The organism is Streptomyces typhae (genome assembly GCF_009755605.1).
In the GTDB taxonomy this organism is placed as follows: Bacteria; Actinomycetota; Actinomycetes; order Streptomycetales; family Streptomycetaceae; genus Streptomyces; species Streptomyces typhae.
The window spans coordinates 320,228-341,910 of record NZ_WPNZ01000001.1 but is presented as its reverse complement, the minus strand read 5'-3'; the positions used below and the strand labels follow the sequence as shown (position 1 = coordinate 341,910).

Genomic DNA, 21,683 nt, shown 5'->3' with positions numbered 1-21,683 from the left:
GCAGGCAGAACCCGACAAAACTAAACTTTTCGCTAGGTAGCCCCCGTACGGCCGGACAGCTGGGTACGGCCGTCGCCGGCTCGCAAGGTTCCACCCACACCATGGGAGACCCACATGCCAGGCGCCATCTATGCCGAAGGTCTGGTGAAGACCTTCGGTGACGTAAGGGCTCTGGACGGCGTCGATCTCGACGTCCCGGAAGGCACCGTCCTCGGCCTCCTCGGACCGAACGGCGCCGGAAAGACCACCGCGGTCCGCTGTCTGACGACACTCCTCACGCCCGACAGCGGCAAGGCGACCGTCGCCGGGATCGACGTCCTGAAACATCCGAACGAGGTCCGGCGCTCCATCGGCCTCTCCGGCCAGTTCGCCGCCGTGGACGAGTATCTGACCGGCCGTGAGAACCTCCAGATGGTCGGCCAGCTCTACCAGATGAAGGCCAAGGAGGCCAAGGAGCGGGCCGGTGAGCTGCTGGACCGGTTCAACCTCGCCGACGCCGCCGACCGCCCCTCCAAGACCTACTCCGGCGGTATGCGCCGCCGCCTCGACCTCGCCGCCGCCCTCGTCGTGTCGCCGCCCGTGATGTTCATGGACGAGCCGACCACCGGCCTCGACCCGCGCAACCGCCAGGGCCTGTGGGAGGTCATCCAGGAACTCGTCGCGGGCGGTACGACGCTGCTCCTGACCACGCAGTATCTGGAGGAGGCCGACCACCTGGCGCACGACATCTGCGTCGTCGACCACGGCCGCGTCATCGCCCGCGGCACCTCCGACCAGCTCAAGGCCCGGACCGGCGGCGAGCGCGTCGAGGTCGTGGTGCACGACCGCGGGCACATCGCCACCGCCTCCGAGGTCCTGCGCGGCTTCGGCAAGGGCGAGGTCGCCGTCGCCGAGCACACCCGCAAGATGACCGTCCCCGTCACCGGCGGCGCCAAGCTGCTCGCCGAGGTCATCCGCGAGCTGGACGCCCGCGGCATCGAGATCGACGACATCGGACTGCGCCGCCCCACCCTCGACGACGTCTTCATCTCCCTCACCGGGCACGCCGCCGAACTCCCGGACGCGGGCGCGGACGCCGAAGCCGAAGCCGGGGCCGATGCGGGTCCCCACGCCGACGCGGGTCCCCACGCCGGGCCGGGCTCCGGGGCCGACACCGGGTCGCAGCGCAAGAAGGAGGCCGACAAGTGAGCACGAGCACCGCCACCGACGCCGCCGTCAAGGCGGGGCCCAGGCCCGCCGGCGGCATCCGCCAGTCCGTGAGGGACTCCCTGGTCGTCGCCAAGCGGAACTTGATCCGCATGGTCCGGATTCCCGAAGTGGTCCTGTTCGGACTCATCCAGCCCGTGATGTTCGTGATCCTCTTCACGTACGTCTTCGGCGGGTCCATCCAGGTCGGCGGCTCGCTCTCGTCGCAGGACTACCGCAACTTCCTGATGGCGGGCATCTTCGCGCAGACCGTCACGTTCGCCACGGCGGGCGCGGGCGCGGGCATCGCCGACGACATGCACAAGGGCCTCATCGACCGGTTCCGTTCGCTGCCCATGGCGCGCGGCGCCGTCCTCACCGGCCGCACCATCGCCGACCTGGCGCAGACCGCGCTGACCCTGGTGGTGCTCGCGGGCGTCGCCCTGCTCCTCGGCTGGCGCACGCACGAGAACTTCGGCAAGATCCTCGCGGGCTTCGGCCTGCTGCTCCTGCTCGGGTACGCCTTCTCGTGGATCGGCGCCCTGATCGGCCTGTCGGTCCGCACACCGGAGGCCGCGACCTCCGGCGGACTGATCTGGCTGTTCCCCCTCACGTTCATCTCGAACGCCTTCGTGGACTCCAACAAACTGCCGACGTTCTTCCGGCACATCGCCGAGTGGAACCCGTTCAGCACCACGGTCCAGGCCTGCCGCGAGCTGTTCGGCAACCTCCCGCCCGGCTTCAAGACCCCGGACGCCTGGCCCATGCAGCATCCGGTGCTCGCCTCGGTGCTCTGGTCCGTGCTGATCCTGCTGGTCTTCCGGACCTTGGCGGTGCGCAAGTACCGCTCGGCCGCGGCCTGACCCGGGCGCGGGAAGTCACGGCCCGCTCCCGGCGCGGGGAGCCACCGGGCGCCTGGCGCTCACCGGTGTCCCACGCGTCACCGGCACCCGGCCACCGCGGCCGGACGGCCCCCGCCCGCCCGGGTTCCCCGCCGCCCGGTGAGCCCCGCCTGCCAGGCGACCCGTGCCGCCTGTAGCCGGCCCCGGATGCCGAGCTTGCCGCAGATGCTGCCCAGATGGTCCTTGGCGGTGTCGGAGCTGATGGTGAGGGCGGCGGCGATCTGCGGGTTGGAGAGGCCCTCGCCGACGAGTTCGAGGACCTCCAGTTCGCGGGTGGACAGGGTCGCGAGGAGGGTGCGCGCCTCGTCCCGCGCCGCCGGGGCACAGCCGGCGCACGGGCAGGCACCGGCGACCACGCCGACCAGTTCGGGGCCGAGCACGGGCCCGCCCGCGGCCGCCGCGCCGACCGCCCACGGCAGCTGCGCGGCGGCACTGGCCCGGTGCAGGACCCCCGCCGGGTGGCAGGCCAGGATGCGGCGCAGACCGCCGCAGGTGAACCGGTGGGCGAGCAGCACCACGGCCACCGGAGCGTCCGCGCCGGTGAGACGGTGCAGGGCGGTGAGCGCCGAGTCCTCGTCGTACTGGCCGACCACGAGCACACGCGGCCGGGCCCGGCGCACGAGCGCCAGCTCACCGCCCGGCTCGCCCTCACCGGCGACGAGATACCGCCCCTCCGCCTCAAGGGCGGCCCGCAGCTCCGCCCGTTCCGGTCCGCCCCGTGCGATGACACCGACCGATATCACAGCTGTCCCCCGTGTCTCGCTGCTTCCCCGTGGCCCTGCGGCGCGCAGGCGGTCGAGCACGGCGGTCACTCCGTGATCAAGCTGCGCACGCCCAAGATGGTGCGACGCGGGGGGTGAACCCCGGGCGGCATGAACATGAACAGTGCGGCGCGGATGGCGCGAAAGATCCCCTGGGCGGGGGGTACTCCCCGAGATGCGTGTGGCGGGAAGCTATTTGCGTCGGTAACGGCCGGGCGGCGCGCCGCGGCCGGGGCCGGCGGACCGAGTACAGCCGAACGAGGGGAAGACCATGTCCAAAGTGCGGATGGGTACGGCCGCTGCCGTGCTGGCGGCGGGGATGATCATGGGCGCGACGGTGCCGTCGGAGGCCGCGGCCCGGGAGCTGGGGGCCTACCAGCCCAAGGCGCAGAACGGAAAGGTCTGGGCCAGCGGGATCTACAAGGGCTACAAGAAGGTCTGCGTCCAGCTGCTGCAGGAGAGCTTCGGGACGCTCCCGCCGGTGGTGGCGGCGAGCAAGTGTCAGAACGTGGCCCCGAGCTCGATCGGCAGCACCAGCGTCGGCATCAAGTGCCCCCGCGAAGGCATCTTCCGCACCCTGATGTCGGGCACCAGGACCAACAACCGCAAGGACATCAAGGACTCGGCGCCGCGCTTCGTGAAGTGCCGCTGATCGTGAGGTGCCGCTGATCGTGAGGTGCCGCTGAGCACCGGATACGAGAAAGACCCCCGGCGCGGCGTGCGCCGGGGGTCTTCGCGTGGCCTGGGCGGGCTCAGCCCTGGTACGGCTTGGCCTCGAGGATCTTCACGGATGCGAGCTTGCCGTTCGGCAGTTCGTACTGCGCGTTCTCACCGATCTTCTTGCCGTTGACGCCCGTGCCGAGCGGCGACTGCGGCGAGTACGTCTCGATGTCGTCGCTGGCGTACTCCCGGGACGCGAGCAGGAAGCTCAGCGTGTCGTCCTCGTCGCCGTCGAAGGCGATGGTGACGACCATGCCGGGAGCGACCACGCCGTCCTGGGCGGGCGCCTCACCGACCTTGGCGTGCTCCAGGAGCTGGGTCAGCTGGCGGACGCGGAGCTCCTGCTTGCCCTGCTCCTCCTTCGCCGCGTGGTACCCGCCGTTCTCGCGCAGGTCGCCCTCCTCGCGCGCCGCCGCGATCTTGGCTGCGATCTCGGTGCGCGCAGGACCAGACAGGTACTCCAGCTCGGCCTTGAGCTGGTTGTACGCCTCCTGGGTCAGCCAGGTGACGTTGTCGCTGGTCTGGGTCACAGGTGCTCCTCGTAGGTACTGGGAATACAAAGCATCGCCCTACCCAGAAGGATGTTCCCTCACGGGTGGGCGAAACCACGAGCCTAACAATTCCGCTGCCGAAGGGGGAGGACATAAGCCATCTGTATTGCGTCACCGCAGGTGAAAGCAGGGGTGTCAGGGGTGACTGGGGCGTGTCGCGCGCCCTGTCCGGTCCCGGGGGCCCGGGGGCGCGCGCGTCCGGCGCGGGCGGCGGCCCGCGCTCAGTCCTTGTGGCAGCTCACCAGCTCGACGCTGGTGGCGCGCTCGGCCGTCCGCAGCGTGACGACCTTGTCGATGCGTCCCTTGTCCTGGTCGAAGCGGAAGTCCGCGCGGCCGACCTCGGAGCCGTCCTCGGCCTGGGAGCGGAGCGTGCAGTAGCCGTTCGCGTCCGCTTTCTTGTGCACCTCCAGATGCACTTCCACGGAGGTGTCCGAGACGATGTCGGACTTGATGATCTCGCCGCTGACCTTGGACCCGGCGATCGAGTCGTAGCCGAACCAGCCGAGCACACCGAGGGCGAGGACACCGAGGACGGCACCGACGACCTTGAGCTTGCGGTCGATGCGCTCGTCGGCCGTGCGACCGTAACGACCCTCGGGGACCGACGTGGCCGCACCGCCGCCGTCACCCGTGGCCGGACCGCCACCCGTGCCGCCGCTCACCGCGGTCATGATCGTCCTCCTGCCGGAATTTTCCGCCCCCCGGTTCCGTCACTATAGAAGCCCCGCACAACGCCGGACGACCGAGGGCGCCACAGCACACAGCGGCGCCGGACACCTGAGGATCGAGTCTTGACTGAGCAGCTTCGACTGATGGCCGTTCACGCCCACCCCGACGACGAGTCGAGCAAGGGCGCGGCCACGATGGCCAAGTACGTGTCCGAAGGGGTGGACGTACTCGTTGTGACCTGCACCGGCGGGGAGCGCGGCGACATCCTCAACCCCAAGCTCCAGGGTGACACCTACATCCAGGAGCACATCCACGAGGTCCGCAAGAAGGAGATGGACGAGGCGCGCGAGATCCTCGGCGTCAAGCAGGAGTGGCTCGGCTTCGTCGACTCGGGCCTGCCCGAGGGCGACCCGCTGCCCCCGCTGCCCGAGGGCTGCTTCGCCCTTGAGGACGTCGACAAGGCGTCCGGGGCCCTGGTGCGCCAGATCCGCGCGTTCCGCCCGCAGGTGATCACCACGTACGACGAGAACGGCGGTTACCCGCACCCCGACCACATCATGACCCACAAGATCTCGATGGTGGCCTTCGACGGCGCGGCGGACGCGGAGAAGTACCCGGAGAGCGAGTTCGGGCCGGTCTTCCAGCCGCAGAAGCTGTACTACAACCAGGGCTTCAACCGCCCCCGCACCGAGGCGCTGCACCAGGCGATGCTGGACCGCGGCCTGGAGTCGCCCTACGGCGAGTGGCTGAAGCGCTGGGACGAGTTCGAGCGGGTCGAGCGCACGCTGACCACGCACGTCCCGTGCGCCGACTTCTATGAGATCCGCGACAAGGCCCTGATCGCCCACGCCACCCAGATCGACCCCGACGGCGGCTGGTTCCGGGTTCCGATGGAGCTCCAGAAGGAGGTCTGGCCCACCGAGGAGTACGAGCTGGCGAAGTCTCTCGTCGATACCTCCCTCCCCGAGGACGACCTCTTCGCGGGCATCCGCGACAATGCCTGACATGAGCGGAAGCGCAAGCCTTGCAGTGACGCACCTCGTCCCCCTGGCCAAGGAGGTCGACGAGAACAAGGTGACCCCCGGGGTTCTGGGGTTCATCGTGTTCGCGGTGATGGCGCTCGCGGTGTGGCGACTGATGAAGTCCATGAAACGGCACATGGGGAAGGTCGACTTCAAGGAGTCGCCGGACTCCTCGGATGCGACGGGCTCCGCCGGTGCCGGTGCGGGGGCCGGTGCCGCGGGCGGCAAGGGTTCCAAGGGGGCCTGAGGGCTCTGCGCGCTCTGGTGGGGTGTGTCGGGCGGGTAGGTCCGGCGCACCGCACTCGGGGGCTTCGCCCCCGGACCCCCTGATCGGCCTGAACGGCCTCGTCCTCAAACGCCGGACGGGCTGGGGGACATCACCCGGACGCGCCGTGGCGGTCACCGCGAGTGGTCGGCCAGTGACAGCAGCAAGTGTGCCGTCTCCGGGCGCAGGTGGTCGGAGTGGGCGCCCGCCGGGCCCCGGCCGCGTACGAAGACGCCGCCCGCGTCGACGCTGACGAAGCGGTGGTCCAGGGCGTCGTGCGGATACGCCTCGCCGGTGCCCCGCATCCGGATGCCCGACACGGGCGCGGGCGCCGTGCCGATCCCGGCGTACCCGATGCCCGCCCGCCGCTCCGCCCGCAGATGCCAGAAGCCGTTGGCCCGGTCGTGCTGGGAGTACGTCGCCACGACCGGGCCGCGCAGCGGCGCCCCGGCGAGCGCGGTGAAGGTGGCGGCGAAGGCGTCCCTGGGCGCCGCCATCTGGAGCAGCAGCATCGAGTCGACGGTGAACGGCCGCCCCGGCGGCACCGGCGTGCTCCACCCCAGCGTCCCGCCCGGACTCCCGCCCGGCGGCGCCGCCGCCCACTGCACCGCCTCGCACAGGAACCGGCAGCCGAACGAGTGCCCGACGAGGTGCAGATACTGGCCGCGGCGGTTGGCGAGGACCGGCGCCGCGTGCGGGTCGCCGCGCTGCTCGTCGAGGTAGCCGAGCAACTGCCCGATGACGCGGGCGGCGTGATCGTCGGTGCCCATGGCGTGCGCACGGTCACGGATGCGGCGGTATCCGCCGAGGGAGGGCAGGGAGCGGGAGGGCCAGCGGACGAGGACGGGCCAGGGCGCGAAGCCCGGTCCGCCGCCCGCCGCGGACGCGTCCCGCACGCCTCCGTCCCGCACGCCCCTGCCCCGCATCCCGGTGCCCGGCACGCCCGCGCCGGGAGCCGGGCGGGCCGTGAGCCGTGGGTACAGCTCCGGCCGCTCGGAGCGGCGGCGCTCCACGAGGGCGAGGAGTGTGCGCAGCGCGCCGAGCGCCGATGTCTGTGAGGTCTGCCAGCCGTGGACGTACACGACGATGTCCGTCGCCCACGGCGGTGGCGTGAGCCGCTCCGCGAGGTGGGCGGCGAGGCCGGGGGCGGGGACGGGGCGCGGTCCCTCGCGGGAGGGCCGCAGCGGCCAGCCGCTCTCGTCGAGGTCGACGACGGCGGCGATGCCGCCGGAGGCGGGGTCCTCGCTGACGGCACCCGCGGTGTCGGCGCTCACGCGGTGCGCTCCAATCGGCTGTCCATGCCGCTGTGCAGGGCGTACGCGAAGCCCAGCGGGTTGCGGCAGGTGTCCGCGAAGTGGCGGGCCAGGTCGTGGGCGATGCCCCCTGCGGTCTCGCGCCCCGCCAGATAGCGGGTGACGAAGGCGAGCGCGTACTCGGCGGCGAACCGCTGCGGCATCTCGATCTGCGGCCCCAGGATCCCGCAGGCCCCCGCGTCGAACAGGGCCCGCCCCAGATACGCCAGGTCGGCGTTGCCGGGCAGCCCCGCGAAACATGCGTTGAGCAGCACGAAGGGCCGGAAGGGCACGCAGGCGTCCAGGGGCGGGCGGTGGGCGCGCAGGGTGTAGGCGTCGATGGCCCGCTGGTCGGAGAGTCTCAGTACGAGGTACGGGGGTTCGTCGCCGGACGCGGTGAAGTGGCCGTGGCACCAGAAGTACATGAGCTGCTCGTCCAGGAGGCTGTCGCGCAGGGCGCGCTCCAGTTCGGCGCGGGTGGTGCGCTCCACGAAGTCGTTGCCGTCGGCGAGAGCGGCGGCGACCTCGGCGGCCAGGGTCAGGCCCTGGGCGTCCACGCCGGTGTCGTGGTTGAGGCTGACCGCGGGGGCCCTGCGGGGCGGCGGGTCGCGGTCGTCGGCGACGCGGGCGTAGGCGTTGCCGCCGGTGTGCTCCAGTTGGTGCCGGTAGCCGAGGAAGCGCGGGAACACCCGCTCCGGGGCCGGTCCCTCGCCGTCGTCGTCGCCATCGTTGCCGTCGTCGTCGGCGGCGGCCGGGAGACACAGCATCGGCCAGGGCAGGAACAGATCGGAGTGGAAGCGGATGCGCAGGGCCCGGTCGCTGCTCAGGGCGTCCGTCAGGAAGCCGCGGAAGAGTTTGAGCTCCTCGTCCTCGCCGCCGAGGAGCACGTCGTACAGGAGCTGCGTCCCGTAGAGGGCGAGCCGGGCGAGGGCGGCGCGGAGTTCGGCCTCCGGTTCGGCGGTGAGGTCGACCAGGGAGGCGTACGGGAGCGGGGTGCGGCCCGGGGCGGGGCGGCCCGTCGGGTCCAGGGGTGTCAGGGCCACGAACTCGTCCCGCCACATCTGCCGCAGCCGCGCGGCCACCGAACGGACCTCGCGGGGCCGCACCCTGAGCGTGACGGTGTGCTCGGAGCCGCTGAGCGAGGGGACGGCGGGCCCGTACATCCGGGCCCGTACGTTCTCGTCGTCGCGCCGGGCGTCGAGGCCGACGACCAGGTCGGGGTGGCGGATCACACGCCGCGGCAGCCGGGTGAAGCCGAGGCTCGGGTCGTGCGTGATGCGGGTGGGCAGCTCGTGGGCCATCTCTGTCTAGGCCCTCCGCAGCGCTTCTGGCGACCCGGCGGCGTCCGGGGTCCCGGCCTCGCCGTCGGTGACGTCGATGTACGTCTCGACCTGCTGAAGGACGGTGGCCGTGGCCGAGTCCTCGACGGTGAACAGCAGCCGGTGCCGCCCCGCCCGGCGCGGCGTGAACAGGAACTCGGCGCCGTCCGGGTCGCGGGGCGACGGTTTGAGGGTGACGGCGTGGGCGGGTTCGACGTCGGCGGCGGTGAGGGGGGTGGCACGGGCGGTGAGCCAGGGGTGGTCGGCGGTGGGGGTGGACCAGGGGTGGTCGGGGCCGGGGTCGATGTGGAGGGCGATGCGGGATGCCGTACCGGCGGTGGAGCGCTCGTCGTGGAGGGTGAGACGGACGAGGGAGTGGGCCGCCGGGATGAGGACGCCCCAGTCGAAGGCGGCGCCCGGTTCGGGGACGACGAGGCGGGCGAGGAGGGGAGGGCGCTCCGGGAAGCGGGCCGTCGCCGAGGTGATCAAGGGCAGCGGACGGGTCCACCGCCGGGTGGACTCGTCCCCGATCGCTGCGAACAGGCGGCGTGCCTGTGCGTAGGTGACAGTCCCGCCACCGAGCCCCGTCTCCTTGCGGCGCAGCTCCGCCAGCTCCAGCAGGCTCCAGGCCTCGCCGTGCCGGCACCCGGCCTGGCGGAAGCCCGCGCGGGCGGAGCGCAGATGGCTCTCGGCTTTGTCCGCGGTACCGGGGACGCCCGACAGCAGGATTGCGTGGAAGTGCCGCGCCCAGGCCACCCCCAGCAGGTCGGGAATGCGGTGGAAGTTCCGTGCCGCGTCCCGGACCAACGGTGTGGCCTGCGCCGGTGCGTCGGACTCGGCGTGTGCCAGGGCCAGATACAGATACGTCCAGTACTTGCCCCGCAGATCCTGGTTGGACAAATGCAGGCCGAGCCCCTTGCTCAGGGTGTGGACGGCCTCCCCGTACGCGCCGTGCAGCAGCTGCGCCCGCCCCAGCTCCGTCGTGGACCAGGCCCGCCCCTGCTGGTCACCCAGTCCGACGAACATGTGCCGCGCGGTCTCCAGGTGCTTCCGTGCCTCCTCCAGGGCACCGCGGATCAGTCGCTGACGGCCGTAGTGGTGGATGGCCCAGGCCTCTCCGCGTACGTCACCGCGTACCTGGTGCGCTTCGACGGCGCTGCGCAACAGCCGCTCGGCGCCCGCCGGTTCGCCCTTGTCGCAGAGCACGGCTGCACGGGTGTGCAGGGCCCAGCCGTCCGGTGGTGTGGAGTCGGGGATGGTGTCGAGGGTTGCCATCGCCTCGCCCAAGGCGCCCGCGTGGCGTCGGGCGACCGCTGTCTCGCGGGCCGCGCGGGCGGTGGCGAGCGGAGCCAGCACGTCCACGGCCGGCAGGGGGCGACCCGTCTCCCGTACCGCCGCGGCGATCACGGTCCGCAGGGGTTCCCAGTTGCCCGTACGGCCCAGGAGAGCATGTTTCAGCCGCAGCAGCCGGAACAGGCCCTGTCGTCCCACCAGATGGGGTTCGAGCAGGTCGAGGAGCGCCGCGCTGTCGGGGTCGCCTTGGCACAGGAGCCGGACGGCCAGGTCGGCGCAGGCGTCCGCCTCTTCTGTGAGGTTCAGCGAGCCGCTCAGGGCGGCAGCCAGCAGGAGCCGGTCCAAGGGCGCCTCATCGGCTCGGCCGGACCTCGCCTCGCCGCTGTCCGCCCCCGCGGGGACCTCGTACCCCACCGCTCCCGTGGTGGCCGCCCGGCGCCGGGCCTTGGACATCAGCAGCACCCGGCACCGCGTGCCCTCGGTCAGCCGGGCGGCGGTCCCCGCCAGTCCGGTGTCGGCCCACCCGTCCACGACCACCAGACAGGGCAGGTCCAGCAGGGCCTTTCGGCACTCCCGTACCAGAACGTCGGTGAAATAGTCGGGATCGGCCGACAGCAGCTCGTACAGAACGGGCGGAGGACGGCCGTGCAGCAGGCGTTCGGCCAGCCCCAGCAGGAACAGGTCCGGCGCCGCCGTGCCCGCCGTGCCGACCGTCACCCAGCAGGGCCGGAACCGCTGCCCCGACTCCGGCTGCCGGGCCAGTCTCGCGAGGCGGATTGCCAGCCTGAACACCGCGACGTCCGAGCGCCCGTACAGCTCCAGAACCGCCGGACTCTCGTCGCCGGGCCGGAGGAACGACGCGAGCGGCGGAGGCAGATCCGTCAGCCGGCGCGGGCCCTTGGAGGGCGCCGGATCTTCCGGCAGCCGGTCACGCATGGCGCCCCACCCCCGTCCGCGTCGTCAACACCCCACTATGTACCGCCTATTGGGCACCGGCCACCGGAACGCCCATGATCTCCCTGGCATGCCGACTAGGCGTCATCCCCAGCCGCCACCCCTGCCACCCCGCATCCAGCTCCGCCCCCCGCTCCAGCAACAGCAGATACGCCTCCACGTACTCGTCGAGCTTCCCGTCCCGCAGGGGATGGGCGGTGCGGGAGAGCTGGGCGAGTTCCTCCTGGGCGACCGCGGTGCCGATCTCCCAGCCGCCGGGGGAGGCGTAGGGCAGGAGGGTGGCGCGCAGGAAGTGGGCCCAGTCCTCGCCGCGCCGGTCGCCGTAGGAGGCGAACAGGGCGACGGCCTCGTCGCAGAGGGAGAGGGCCGCCTGGGTGCGGGCGTTGCCCGCGTCGACGACCGCCAGCTCCAGGCAGGTCCACGCCTCGCCGTGCGCGACCCCGATGCGCTGGAAGTCGGCGCGCGCGTCCATCAGGAGCTGCCGGGCGAAGCCGGAGTTGCGCAGGGAGCCGGTCTGCGCGGCGCGCTGGTCGCGGGTGACGCGGGCCGAGTGGTGGCGGGCGCAGGCCAGGCCGTACACGTCGCGCATGCGCGAGAACATCGTGCGGGCCCGCTCCAGGTCGCGGACGGCCTGCGCGAGATCGCCCGCCTCCTCCAGGGCCTGGCCCAGGTAGTACAGGGACCAGGCCTCCCCGCGGGCGTCCTCGTTGTCGCGATGCCGGGAGACGGCCTCGCGCAGGCCGTCCACGGCGGGCGCCGGATCGCCCGCGACCAGGCGGGCGCGGGCGAGCTGGGTGAGGGCCCAGGCCTCGCCGCGGGCGTCGCGGGTGGTGGCGTACAGATCGAGGGCCCGCCGCAGCTCCTCCTCGGCGCGCTCCACCTCGCCCATCCGCAGACACACCTGGCCGAGCTGGAAGTGCGCCCAGGCCTCGCCGTGCACGGACTCGCTGTCGCGGTGCAGGGCCAGGGCAGTGTTCAGCATCTCCAGGGCGTCGCCGAGCCGGGAGCGGTCGCGTTCGACGGCGGCGAGTGCGTGCAGGGTCCAGGCGCGGTCGCCCGCGAGGTCCGCGGAGACCTGGAGGTCGAGCGCCTCGCGCAGGCGCGCCGCGGCCTCGGACAGATTGCCCTGGTGGTGCAGGGTGATGCCGAGGGAGCCGAGGGCACGGGCCGCGCCCGCGTCCTGGTGGGCCTCGAAGTACAGGTCGACGACGGAGGAGAGCGTGGAGCGGGCCTGGTCGAGGTCGCCGATCTGGCGGGCCGCGATACCGGTGCGCCACTGCACGCTGCGCTCCATGCGCTTCTGCCCGGCCGTGCCGGGGGCGCCCGCGCCCGCCTTCTCCAGGGACTGCGCGAACTCGCTGATATCGCCGAGGCGGTAGAGGTCGCCGCGCAGCAGGCAGTAGTCGCACAGGGCACCGAGCAGGTTGAGGACCGCCTGCGGGTCCACGCCCTCGGCGTGCCTGAGCGCCGCCGTGATGAAGGTCGACTCGTCGTCGAGCCAGCGCAGCGCGGAGTCCAGGGACGTGAAGCCGTGCTGCCCGAAGTGGTCGGCGCGCGTGGACGTCTTGCCGTCGACGAGGCGGATCACGGAGTCGGCGAGCTCGCCGTAGCCGGCGATGAGCCGCTCCTGCGCGGCCGTGCGCTCCGCGGGCTCCTCCTCGTCGGCGAGCCGGGCCTGCGCGAAGGCGCGGACGAGGTCGTGCAGGCGGTACCGGTCGCCCCGTACGTGGTCGATGAGCCCGGCCCGCGCGAGGGCGGCGAGCTGGCGCCCCGCCTCCGCCTCGGAGGTGGCGAGCAGCGCCGCCGCGGCCGCAGCGCCGAGCGAGGCCCGCCCGGCGAGCGCGAGCCGCCGCAGCAGGCGCCGCGCCGTCTCCGACTGGTCGGTGTAGCGCAGCAGCAGCGCGCGCTCGACGGGGGGTACGGCGTCCAGGGGCCCGTACGCGGACAGGTCGGCGACCAGTTGCAGCGGGGTGCGCGGGCCGAGGGACGAACCGGCGGCGCGCAGCGCGAGCGGAAGGCCGCCGCACAGGTCCCGCACGGTGTCGAGGGACGCCGCGTCGTAGGGCCCCGCGAGGTCCTGCGCCGACTCGCGGAGCAGTTGCTCCGCGCCCGCCGTGTCCAGGGCCTGGACCGGGAGCCGGTGCACCGACGCGGGCAGGTCCTCCGGCAGGTCGAGGGGTTCGCGGGCGGTGACGAGGACGAGGCTGTCGGAGCGCTCGGGGACGAGGACGCGGACCTGCTCGGGGTCGGCGGCGTCGTCGAGCACGATGACGACCTCCACGCCCGTCAGGTGCTTGTGGTAGAGCTCGCTGAGCCGTTTGACCTGCTGCTCCTGCGTGGAGCGCTCCCGGAAGAGCAGTTGTTCGCGCGGAGCGCCGAGGCGGTTCAGGAGGTGCAGCAGGGCGTCGCGCGTGGACAGCGGCGGGGCGCCGGGCGTGTCACCGCGCAGATCCACCAGGCAGGCGCCGCGGAACTGGTCCTTCAGGTCGTGCGCCGCCTGCACCGCGAGCGAGGACCGCCCGGCGCCCTGCGGGCCGTGCAGCACGACGACCGTCGGCCGGGTCCGGGTGCTCGCGCGGCCCGCGTGTACCCACTGCGCGATGCGCCCGAGCTCGGCGCGCCGCCCCGCGAACGGCCCCTGCGACTGCGGGAGCTGATGGTAGGACTGTTCGAGTACGGTGCGCCGCCGTGCCGCCGCGCTCTTGTCGGTGCGCCGCAGCTGCGGCGCCGCCTTCTTCTGCGCGCCGCCCGCCACGCCGCCGCCCGACGCGGCCGTCAGGACGCGCTGCTGGTCGAGGAACGGCCGGATGCCCCGCACCTCCAGAGCCGTCAGCCACTGCAACCGCAACTGCTCGGGCCCGCCCGGCTGGCTCACCGCGCCCGCGTGCCGCTGCGCGGCCGGGACGTGTGACGCCGTCACCTTCACCACCGTCGCCGCGGCCCCCGCCACCGCGACGGCGGCACCCGCGCCGAGCGCCGTGGAGCCGCCCGTGCCGAGCGCGAGGTCGGCCACCGTGGCGGCGACGGCGGCGACGGCCGCGACGAGGAGCGGCGTGCCCGCGCCCTCCTTCGCGTACCGCTGGCCGAACGTCAGCTGCCCGGCCGCCGCCTCGTCGAGGGCTCGTGTGTACGCCTCGTACTCCTCGGCCGCCGTCTGCGCCATGGCGTCGAGGGCGCCGCGCGCCCGGGACAGGAGCACACCGCCGTCGGAGCGCCCGCCGGTCCGCCGGACCTCCTCCTCGACCGCCCGTGCCAACAGCCCCTCGGCCTCGGCCCGATGGCTGTCCCGCATGTGGTCCCCCTCCGAGAGCGGCACGTGCCTGTGTCCCGTACCTGATCCAGGTACGTCTGCCCCATACCCGAACCGAATACGTCTGCGCCGTACCTCTACATGTACGTGTCAGTGTCCTGCGTACGAGGCGTCGGCGCGAGCGACTCCGCGGATCGGGGCCGCGGTGCGCGAGGATGGGGGCCATGCCGAACCGACTGGCCCATGAGACGTCCCCCTACCTGCTCCAGCACGCCGACAACCCGGTCGACTGGTGGCCGTGGTCGGCCGAGGCGTTCGCCGCGGCCCGCGAGCGCGGTGTGCCGGTGCTGCTCTCCGTCGGCTATTCGAGCTGCCACTGGTGTCACGTCATGGCGCACGAATCCTTCGAGGACGACACCACGGCCGCGCTCATGAACGAGCACTTCGTGAACATCAAGGTCGACCGCGAGGAGCGGCCCGACGTCGACGCCGTCTACATGGAGGCCGTCCAGGCGGCGACCGGCCAGGGCGGGTGGCCGATGACGGTGTTCCTGACCGCCGACGCCGAACCCTTCTACTTCGGCACCTACTTCCCGCCCGAGCCGCGCCACGGCATGCCGTCCTTCGCGCAGGTGCTCGACGGGGTGCGGCGGGCCTGGGCGGACCGCCGGGACGAGGTCGGCGAGGTCGCGGGGAAGATCGTCAAGGATCTGTCGGAGCGGCAGCTCTCCTTCGGGGACGGGCAGCTGCCCGGTGAGGACGACCTCGCCCGCGCGCTGCTCGGGCTGACCAGGGACTACGACGCGACCCACGGCGGTTTCGGCGGCGCCCCGAAGTTCCCGCCGTCCATGGTCGTGGAGTTCCTGCTCCGCCACCACGCGCGCACCGGCGCCGAGGGCGCCCTTCAGATGGTCGCCGACACCTGCGAGCGGATGGCGCGCGGCGGGATCTACGACCAGCTCGGCGGCGGCTTCGCCCGCTACTCCGTCGACCGGGAGTGGGTCGTACCGCACTTCGAGAAGATGCTGTACGACAACGCGCTGCTGTGCCGCGCCTACGCCCACCTGTGGCGCGCCACGGGATCCGACCTGGCCCGCCGCGTCGCACTGGAGACCGCCGACTTCCTGGTCCGCGAACTGCGCACCAACGAGGGCGGTTTCGCCTCCGCGCTCGACGCCGACAGCACCGACCCGGTGACCGGCGGGCCCGTCGAGGGCGCCTACTACGTCTGGACACCCGCGCAGCTGCGCGAGGTCCTCGGCGAGGCGGACGGCGACCTCGCCGCCGCGTACTTCGGCGTGACCGAGGAGGGCACCTTCGAGGAGGGCGCGTCCGTCCTCCAGCTTCGCCAGGGCGAGGAGGGCGCCGTCGCCGACCCCGAGCGGATCGCCGGCATCCGCGAGCGGCTGCTCGCCGCCCGCGCGGAGCGGCCCGCGCCCGGCCGCGACGACAAGGTCGTCGCCGCCTGGAACGGCCTCGCGGTCGCCGCGCTCGCCGAGACGGGCGCGCTGTTCGACCGGCCCGACCTGGTCGCGGCGGCCGTCGGGGCCGCCGATCTCCTCGTACGCCTCCACATGGACGACCGGGCCCGGCTCACCCGCACCTCCAAGGACGGGCAGGCGGGCGCCAACGCCGGGGTCCTGGAGGACTACGCCGACGTGGCCGAGGGGTTCCTGACCCTCGCCTCCGTGACCGGAGAGGGCGTGTGGCTCGACTTCGCCGGGTTCCTCCTCGACCACGTCCTCGCCCAGTTCGTGGACGCGGAGACCGGCGCCCTGTACGACACGGCGGCGGACGGGGAGCGGCTCATCCGGCGCCCGCAGGACCCGACGGACAACGCGGCGCCCTCCGGGTGGACGGCGGCGGCGGGCGCGCTGCTTGCGTACGCCGCGCACACCGGCGCGCGCCCGCACCGGGACGCGGCGGAGCGCGCCCTCGGCGTCGTCAAGGCACTCGGGCCGCGGGTGCCGCGGTTCATCGGGCACGGGCTCGCGGTGGCCGAGGCCGCGCTCGACGGGCCCCGGGAGGTCGCCGTCGTCGGCGCGGTGGGCGGTGCGATGCACCGCGTGGCCCTGCTCGGTACGGCTCCCGGCGCCGTCGTCGCCGCGGGGCCCGCCGGGGGCGAGCTTCCCCTCCTCGCGGACCGGCCCGCGCTCGACGACCGCGAAACGGCCTACGTCTGCCGCAACTTCGTCTGCGACCGCCCGACCACGGACCCCACCGAACTGGCCACCACCCTCGGCACCCTGTCCTGACCGGCCCTGCCCTGACCGGCCGTTCGTCTGGAGCCCGTCCGGCGATTGAGGACGAGGCCGGAGGCCGATGAGCGTTCAGGCGAGGGGCGTGCAGGGTGTTCAGCCGATGGTGCTCGACGGGGTGCGGGGGGCGGGCGGTGCCGGTGTGGCGGGCGGGAACTCGGTGAGGGCGGCGCGCACGATCTGCTCGAGCCGATCGTGGTGGGCGCCCCGCCAGTACACCCGGTGACAGACCCCGCACTCCGCGAACACGTCGTAGGACCCCCGGGTCCCCCCGTGCAGCCGCTCCGCGACATCCTCCTTGCGGGCGGCCCGCAGCGCGCCGTTGCACGCGGTGCAGCGCGTCCACGGCGACAGGGCGGGCGCGAACCGCCCGAGCACGTCGCGGAGCTGGTCGTCGGGCCGGTCGCTGTACACGTACGCGCCCGCCCACAGCTCGCGCCGCCGCAGCAGCCCCCGGTCCCGGCTGAGGAGCACGCGCCGCTCACCGGCGGAGAGCGCGGCGAGCGCGGGATCGCCGATGTCCGTGCTCTCGTACGCGGCGTCCACGCCGAGCAGCCGCAACCGTCGCGCGAGCGTGCCCAGATGGACGTCGAGGAGGAAGCGCAGCGGCGCGTCCGGCGCCTCCCCGGGCCGCACCCGCTGCGGCCTGGGCACGGCCCGCACCTCGACCCGCTGCCCGGCGGCGGGCACATGCGCGGCCGCCACCTCCGCCCCGTCCACGACGAGCGCCCCCACCTCGGTCAGGGGCACACCGAGGGACTCCACGACGTGCCCGAGCGTGGACGCGCCGTCGGTGACCGCCGTGGTGGGCCCGTCGCGCCGCTCGTGCGAGACGAACAGCGCGAGGCCGGGATCGAAGTCGACAAGGATTTCCGGACCGTTCATCCGGTCAGGATGGCATGCGCCTGCCGCTTCTGACCGGCGCTTCGCCCTGCCGGGTGGCCGACTTGTGGCCGGGCCGTGGCTGGTTCGCGATCGGTTCATGGCCTGTTCGCGGTCGGTTCAGTTCCGGAAACCGGCCGTCAGCGTGTCCAGGGCGCGGTCCACGAGCTCGCCGAGGTCGTCCTCGTGGCCGCGCTCGGCCCAGTACGCCGCCGTCTCCGTGAGCGCCCCGATCAGCGCCGCCGAGAAGACCCTGACCTCCAGCGCACCGGCGTCGCGGCCGGTGCGCTCGGCGAGCACACGGCACAGCGCGCGCCCGGTGGCGGACAGGCTCTCGAACATCCGCGAGCGCACCGCGGGCACCTCGACCACGAGGGCCGTGCGCAGCCGGAAGGCCTCGGCGTCCGCGGCGGACCCGCGGCGGGCGGCCCCGCGCAGCACATGCCGCAGGGACTCCACGACCGGCTCGTCCGCGGGCCGCGCGCGCAGCTCCCGCTCCAGGGTCACGCGGCACTCGTCGGCCTCGCCGGCGAGGACGATGTCCTCCTTGGTCGGGAAGTACCGGAACACCGTGGACGGCGAGACGTCCGCGGCGGCCGCGATCTGCTCGACGGTCGTCGCCTCGTACCCCTGTTCGCGGATGAGTCCGTACGTGGCGTCCCTGATGGCGATCCGCGTACGGAGCTTCTTGCGCTCCCGCAGTCCGAGGGGCTCGGGGGGCGGCTCGGGGGCGGGAGTGCGCGCGGCCGTCATGGAGGCGTCAGGCGTGCTGGTAGGCGACCAGCGAGATGCCCACGTAGTGCACCGCGAACGCGGCGAGGGTGAAGGAGTGGAAGACCTCGTGGAAGCCGAACCAGCGGGGGGAGGGGTTCGGGCGCTTGAAGCCGTAGACCACGCCGCCGACGCTGTACAGCAGGCCGCCCACGATGACCAGGACGAGGACCGCGATGCCGCCCGTGCGCAGGAAGTCGGGCAGGAAGAAGACGGCCGCCCAGCCCATCGCCAGATAGCAGGGGGTGTAGAGCCAGCGCGGGGCGCCCACCCAGAAGACGCGGAAGACGATGCCCGCGAGGGCCGCCGCCCAGATGCCCCACATCAGCCACTGGCCCTTGGCGTCGGGCAGGAGCAGCAGCGTCAGCGGGGTGTACGTCCCGGCGATGATCAGGAAGATGTTGGCGTGGTCGAGTCTGCGCAGGACGCCGTCCGCGCGCGGGCTCCAGTTACCGCGGTGGTAGAGCGCGCTGACGCCGAACAGCAGGCAGGCCGTGAGGACGTAGATCCCGCAGGCGACGCGGCCGCGGCTGGAGTCGGCGAGGGCCGTCAGGAACAGTCCCGAGATCAGCACCGCGGGGAACATGCCGGCGTGCAGCCAGCCGCGCAGCTTGGGCTTCACGGGCAGCACGGGCGCGGGCAGGGCGGCCGCCGCGGCCGTGCTCGGGCCGCCTGCGGAGGAGTGCGCGATCGCGTCGGGGACGGGTGCGGTCATGGGGCGAATCGTACCTACGGAACCGTAAGTTAGGTATCAAGCCTGACCAGGCGAAAGCTTACAAGTGGCGAGCGTCACGGTCACGGGTGAGGGTGTGCCAGACGGGCGGCGCAGGGAGTGGCGATGCTCACGCCGCTCAGGTGTGAGGCACTCTGGACAGATGCGCATACGCGTCGGATGATCAAATGAGTGCGGTCGGCACCGGATGAGCGCCCATGAGTTCGAAAGCAGTGAAGCGTCCGGGTCGCAGCCCCCACGGGGCCCCAACCACAAAATCCCTCGTACTAGGAGCAATCGTGGCGCGCGATATCGCGGCTCCCTCTTCAGCGGACATCCCGGACTCCCTGGGCGCCGCTCCCACCGACCACCAGGAGCTGCTCTCCTGGGTGAACGAGATCGCCGAACTGACGCAGCCGGACCGGGTGGTCTGGTGCGACGGCTCCGAGGCCGAGTACGAGCGCCTGTGCGAGGAGCTCGTCGTCAGGGGCACCTTCAAGAAGCTGGACCCGATCAAGCGGCCCAACTCCTACTACGCGGCCTCCGACCCGACCGATGTCGCCCGGGTGGAGGACCGCACCTTCATCTGTTCGGAGAAGGAGGCGGACGCCGGGCCCACCAACCACTGGAAGGCGCCCGCGGAGATGCGGGAGATCTTCACCGGCGAGAGCGGCGAGAGCGGCGAGAGCGGCGAGAGCGGCGAGAGCGGTGAAGGCGGCGAGGGCGGGATCTTCCGGGGCTCCATGCGCGGCCGGACCATGTACGTCGTGCCGTTCTGCATGGGCCCGCTCGGCTCCCCGCTGTCCGCGATCGGCGTGGAGATCACCGACTCCGCGTACGTCGCCGTGTCCATGCGCACCATGACCCGCATGGGACAGCCGGTCCTGGACGAGCTCGGCTCCGACGGCTTCTTCGTGAAGGCCGTGCACACCCTGGGCGCCCCGCTGGAGCCCGGCCAGGCGGACGTCCCCTGGCCGTGCAACTCCACGAAGTACATCTCGCACTTCCCCGAGACCCGCGAGATCTGGTCGTACGGATCCGGCTACGGCGGCAACGCCCTGCTCGGCAAGAAGTGCTACGCCCTGCGCATCGCGTCCGTGATGGCCCGCGACGAGGGCTGGCTCGCCGAGCACATGCTCATCCTCAAGCTCACGCCGCCCACCGGTGAGTCCAAGTACGTCGCCGCCGCGTTCCCGTCCGCCTGCGGCAAGACGAACCTCGCCATGCTGGAGCCCACGATCTCCGGCTGGACCGTGGAGACCATCGGCGACGACATCGCCTGGATGCGGTTCGGCGAGGACGGCCGTCTGTACGCGATCAACCCGGAGGCCGGTTTCTTCGGCGTGGCCCCCGGCACCGGCGAGCACACCAACGCCAACGCGATGAAGACCCTGTGGGGCAACGCGGTCTTCACCAACGTCGCCCTCACCGACGACCACGACATCTGGTGGGAGGGGATGACGGAGGAGGAGCCCAAGCACCTCACGGACTGGAAGGGCAACGACTGGTCCCCGGACGCCGGCACCCCCGCCGCGCACCCGAACGCGCGCTTCACCGTGCCCGCCTCGCAGTGCCCGATCATCGCGCCCGAGTGGGAGGACCCCAAGGGCGTGCCGATCTCCGCGATCCTCTTCGGCGGTCGCCGCGCCTCCGCGGTGCCGCTGGTCACCGAGTCCTTCGACTGGAACCACGGCGTCTTCCTCGGCGCGAACGTCGCCTCCGAGAAGACCGCCGCCGCCGAGGGCAAGGTCGGTGAGCTGCGCCGCGACCCGTTCGCCATGCTGCCGTTCTGCGGCTACAACATGGGTGACTACATGGCCCACTGGGTCGATGTCGCCAAGGGCAAGGACCAGGCGAAGCTGCCCAAGATCTACTACGTGAACTGGTTCCGCAAGGACGCGGACGGGAAGTTCGTGTGGCCCGGCTTCGGTGAGAACAGCCGGGTCCTGAAGTGGATCGTGGACCGGCTCGACGGGCGCGCGGAGGGTGTGGAGACGCCCATCGGTGTCCTGCCGACGCCCGCGTCGATCGACACCGACGGGCTCGATCTTCCCGCCGCCGACCTCGACTTCCTGCTCACGGTCGACAAGGAGGTCTGGCGGGAGGAGGCCGCGCTCGTGCCCGAGCACCTCAATACCTTCGGGGAGCACACCCCGAAGGAGCTGTGGGACGAATACCGCGCCCTGGTCGCCCGCCTGGGCTGACCCTTTTCCCCCGCCCGCCCGCCCCCTCATCGCGCTTGCGCGCTCGTCCTCAAGCGCCGGACGGGCTGAGAACTTCGCCGGTGCGGCAGCGTTTCAGCCCGTCCGGCGAGGCATTTCAGCCCGTCCGGCGTTTGAGGACGAGGCCCGGAGGGCCGATTGGCGGGGGAACGGGGGCGCAGCCCCCATAGTGCGGCGGGGGGGCAGGGAACTACGCGGCGGCGGCTGCCAAGGGTGTGGACGCCGCCGCGTGGGCGTCCATGCGGCGGGCGGCCAGGATGGCCACCTCCGTGTCGGCCCGCGACGCCGCAACGACGAGCGCCCGCCCGGCCAGGGCATGAGCCCGCTGATGCAGCGCGGACAGATGCGGCTCGTGAATGGCGGTGACGACAGCGGCCCGCACCGGCGCGGGACCTCCGCGCAACCGCGCCACCTGCGCCGAAAGCTGCTCGGCGGCGACGTCCAGACCGCCGTCGGGACTCAGGCCCCGCAACTCGTCGGTCACGGCGAGCAGCGCGGCGAGATGACCGGCGAGCTGGATGTCCAGCTCCTCCTCGCGGGAACGGTGCGGAAAGTCGCCCGGGTCGGCCATGGCATGGACCGACTTGGTGCGGATCGGCTCGTACACGGGATGGCCTCCAAGCTCAAGCAAGCAAGTTCAACGCAAGTCAGTTGC

18 protein-coding genes are annotated in these 21,683 nt (G+C 72.6%); 7 read left to right on the top strand and 11 right to left on the bottom strand.

Annotation, left to right across the window (positions count from 1 at the left end; translation table 11 throughout):
* Positions 1–114 precede the first annotated feature (114 nt).
* Together GPA10_RS01470 and GPA10_RS01465 are read left to right on the top strand one after the other, a co-directional pair.
* Entirely contained in the window at positions 115–1,188 is a 1,074-nt protein-coding gene (locus tag GPA10_RS01470) for an ATP-binding cassette domain-containing protein (protein ID WP_157163876.1), read from the top strand.
* The gene (locus GPA10_RS01465; protein ID WP_425505637.1) at positions 1,185–2,048 is read left to right on the top strand and encodes an ABC transporter permease; all 864 of its coding nucleotides are present in this window, start codon (positions 1,185–1,187) and stop codon (positions 2,046–2,048) included. Before GPA10_RS01470 ends, GPA10_RS01465 begins: the two co-directional genes overlap by 4 nt.
* Positions 2,049–2,125: 77 nt before the next feature.
* On the opposite strand, the gene GPA10_RS43575 is transcribed toward GPA10_RS01465, so the two are convergent.
* Positions 2,126–2,830: a LuxR C-terminal-related transcriptional regulator gene (locus GPA10_RS43575; protein ID WP_157163875.1), complete on the bottom strand. Its 705-nt coding sequence runs from the start codon at positions 2,828–2,830 to the stop codon at positions 2,126–2,128.
* Between the two features lie 289 nt (positions 2,831–3,119).
* On the opposite strand from GPA10_RS43575, the gene GPA10_RS01455 reads away from it, so the two are divergent.
* Complete coding sequence (locus GPA10_RS01455) at positions 3,120–3,500, top strand: hypothetical protein (protein WP_058852747.1); 381 nt, start codon at positions 3,120–3,122, stop codon at positions 3,498–3,500.
* Positions 3,501–3,600: 100 nt separating this feature from the next.
* On the opposite strand, the gene greA is transcribed toward GPA10_RS01455, so the two are convergent.
* Complete coding sequence (gene greA / locus GPA10_RS01450; RefSeq protein WP_058852746.1) at positions 3,601–4,098, bottom strand: transcription elongation factor GreA; 498 nt, start codon at positions 4,096–4,098, stop codon at positions 3,601–3,603.
* Between the two features lie 242 nt (positions 4,099–4,340).
* Positions 4,341–4,790, bottom strand: a complete 450-nt coding sequence (locus tag GPA10_RS01445) for a DUF4307 domain-containing protein (protein ID WP_157163873.1) — start codon at positions 4,788–4,790, stop codon at positions 4,341–4,343.
* A gap of 120 nt (positions 4,791–4,910) precedes the next feature.
* On the opposite strand from GPA10_RS01445, the gene mca reads away from it, so the two are divergent.
* Together mca and GPA10_RS01435 are read left to right on the top strand one after the other, a co-directional pair.
* Positions 4,911–5,792, top strand: coding sequence for a mycothiol conjugate amidase Mca (gene mca, locus GPA10_RS01440; RefSeq protein ID WP_079087115.1), 882 nt, complete (start codon positions 4,911–4,913; stop codon positions 5,790–5,792).
* Positions 5,785–6,057, top strand: coding sequence for a hypothetical protein (locus GPA10_RS01435; protein ID WP_157163872.1), 273 nt, complete (start codon positions 5,785–5,787; stop codon positions 6,055–6,057). Before mca ends, GPA10_RS01435 begins: the two co-directional genes overlap by 8 nt.
* 152 nt (positions 6,058–6,209) lie before the next feature.
* On the opposite strand, the gene GPA10_RS01430 is transcribed toward GPA10_RS01435, so the two are convergent.
* Genes GPA10_RS01430 through GPA10_RS01415 form a run of 4 tightly spaced genes read right to left on the bottom strand, consistent with a single transcriptional unit; the run spans position 6,210 to position 14,225 of the window.
* On the bottom strand, positions 6,210–7,349 hold the full coding sequence (locus GPA10_RS01430) for a hypothetical protein (RefSeq protein ID WP_343040170.1): 1,140 nt from the start codon (positions 7,347–7,349) through the stop codon (positions 6,210–6,212).
* A complete protein-coding gene (locus GPA10_RS01425) occupies positions 7,346–8,668 on the bottom strand; it encodes a CHAT domain-containing protein (RefSeq protein WP_157163871.1) in 1,323 nt (440 codons plus the stop codon). The genes GPA10_RS01430 and GPA10_RS01425 overlap by 4 nt, the downstream gene beginning before the upstream one ends.
* A gap of 6 nt (positions 8,669–8,674) precedes the next feature.
* On the bottom strand, positions 8,675–10,915 hold the full coding sequence (locus tag GPA10_RS01420) for a hypothetical protein (RefSeq protein ID WP_157163870.1): 2,241 nt from the start codon (positions 10,913–10,915) through the stop codon (positions 8,675–8,677).
* A gap of 46 nt (positions 10,916–10,961) precedes the next feature.
* Positions 10,962–14,225 carry a tetratricopeptide repeat protein gene (locus GPA10_RS01415; protein ID WP_157163869.1) on the bottom strand — a complete coding sequence of 1,088 codons (3,264 nt, stop codon included), beginning with the start codon at positions 14,223–14,225 and terminating at the stop codon, positions 10,962–10,964.
* Between the two features lie 182 nt (positions 14,226–14,407).
* Between GPA10_RS01415 and GPA10_RS01410 the strand changes: the two genes are divergently transcribed.
* Positions 14,408–16,438 carry a thioredoxin domain-containing protein gene (locus GPA10_RS01410; protein WP_157163868.1) on the top strand — a complete coding sequence of 677 codons (2,031 nt, stop codon included), beginning with the start codon at positions 14,408–14,410 and terminating at the stop codon, positions 16,436–16,438.
* A gap of 99 nt (positions 16,439–16,537) precedes the next feature.
* Here GPA10_RS01410 and GPA10_RS01405 read toward each other — a convergent pair whose 3' ends face one another.
* The 3 genes from GPA10_RS01405 to trhA all read right to left on the bottom strand — a co-directional run bounded on the left by GPA10_RS01405 (position 16,538) and on the right by trhA (position 18,809).
* On the bottom strand, positions 16,538–17,326 hold the full coding sequence (locus GPA10_RS01405; protein WP_058852738.1) for a Mut7-C RNAse domain-containing protein: 789 nt from the start codon (positions 17,324–17,326) through the stop codon (positions 16,538–16,540).
* Positions 17,327–17,443: 117 nt separating this feature from the next.
* Positions 17,444–18,076, bottom strand: a complete 633-nt coding sequence (locus GPA10_RS01400) for a TetR/AcrR family transcriptional regulator (RefSeq protein WP_157163867.1) — start codon at positions 18,074–18,076, stop codon at positions 17,444–17,446.
* A 7-nt stretch (positions 18,077–18,083) separates the two neighbouring features.
* Positions 18,084–18,809, bottom strand: a complete 726-nt coding sequence (gene trhA, locus GPA10_RS01395; RefSeq protein ID WP_157163866.1) for a PAQR family membrane homeostasis protein TrhA — start codon at positions 18,807–18,809, stop codon at positions 18,084–18,086.
* Positions 18,810–19,105: 296 nt separating this feature from the next.
* On the opposite strand from trhA, the gene GPA10_RS01390 reads away from it, so the two are divergent.
* Positions 19,106–21,010 (top strand): phosphoenolpyruvate carboxykinase (GTP), encoded by a 1,905-nt coding sequence (locus GPA10_RS01390; RefSeq protein WP_425505636.1) that lies wholly within the window; start codon positions 19,106–19,108, stop codon positions 21,008–21,010.
* Positions 21,011–21,218: 208 nt separating this feature from the next.
* Here the strand turns inward: GPA10_RS01390 and GPA10_RS01385 are convergent, their stop codons facing one another.
* A complete protein-coding gene (locus tag GPA10_RS01385; RefSeq protein ID WP_058852734.1) occupies positions 21,219–21,635 on the bottom strand; it encodes an SCO4983 family protein in 417 nt (138 codons plus the stop codon).
* Positions 21,636–21,683 lie beyond the last annotated feature (48 nt).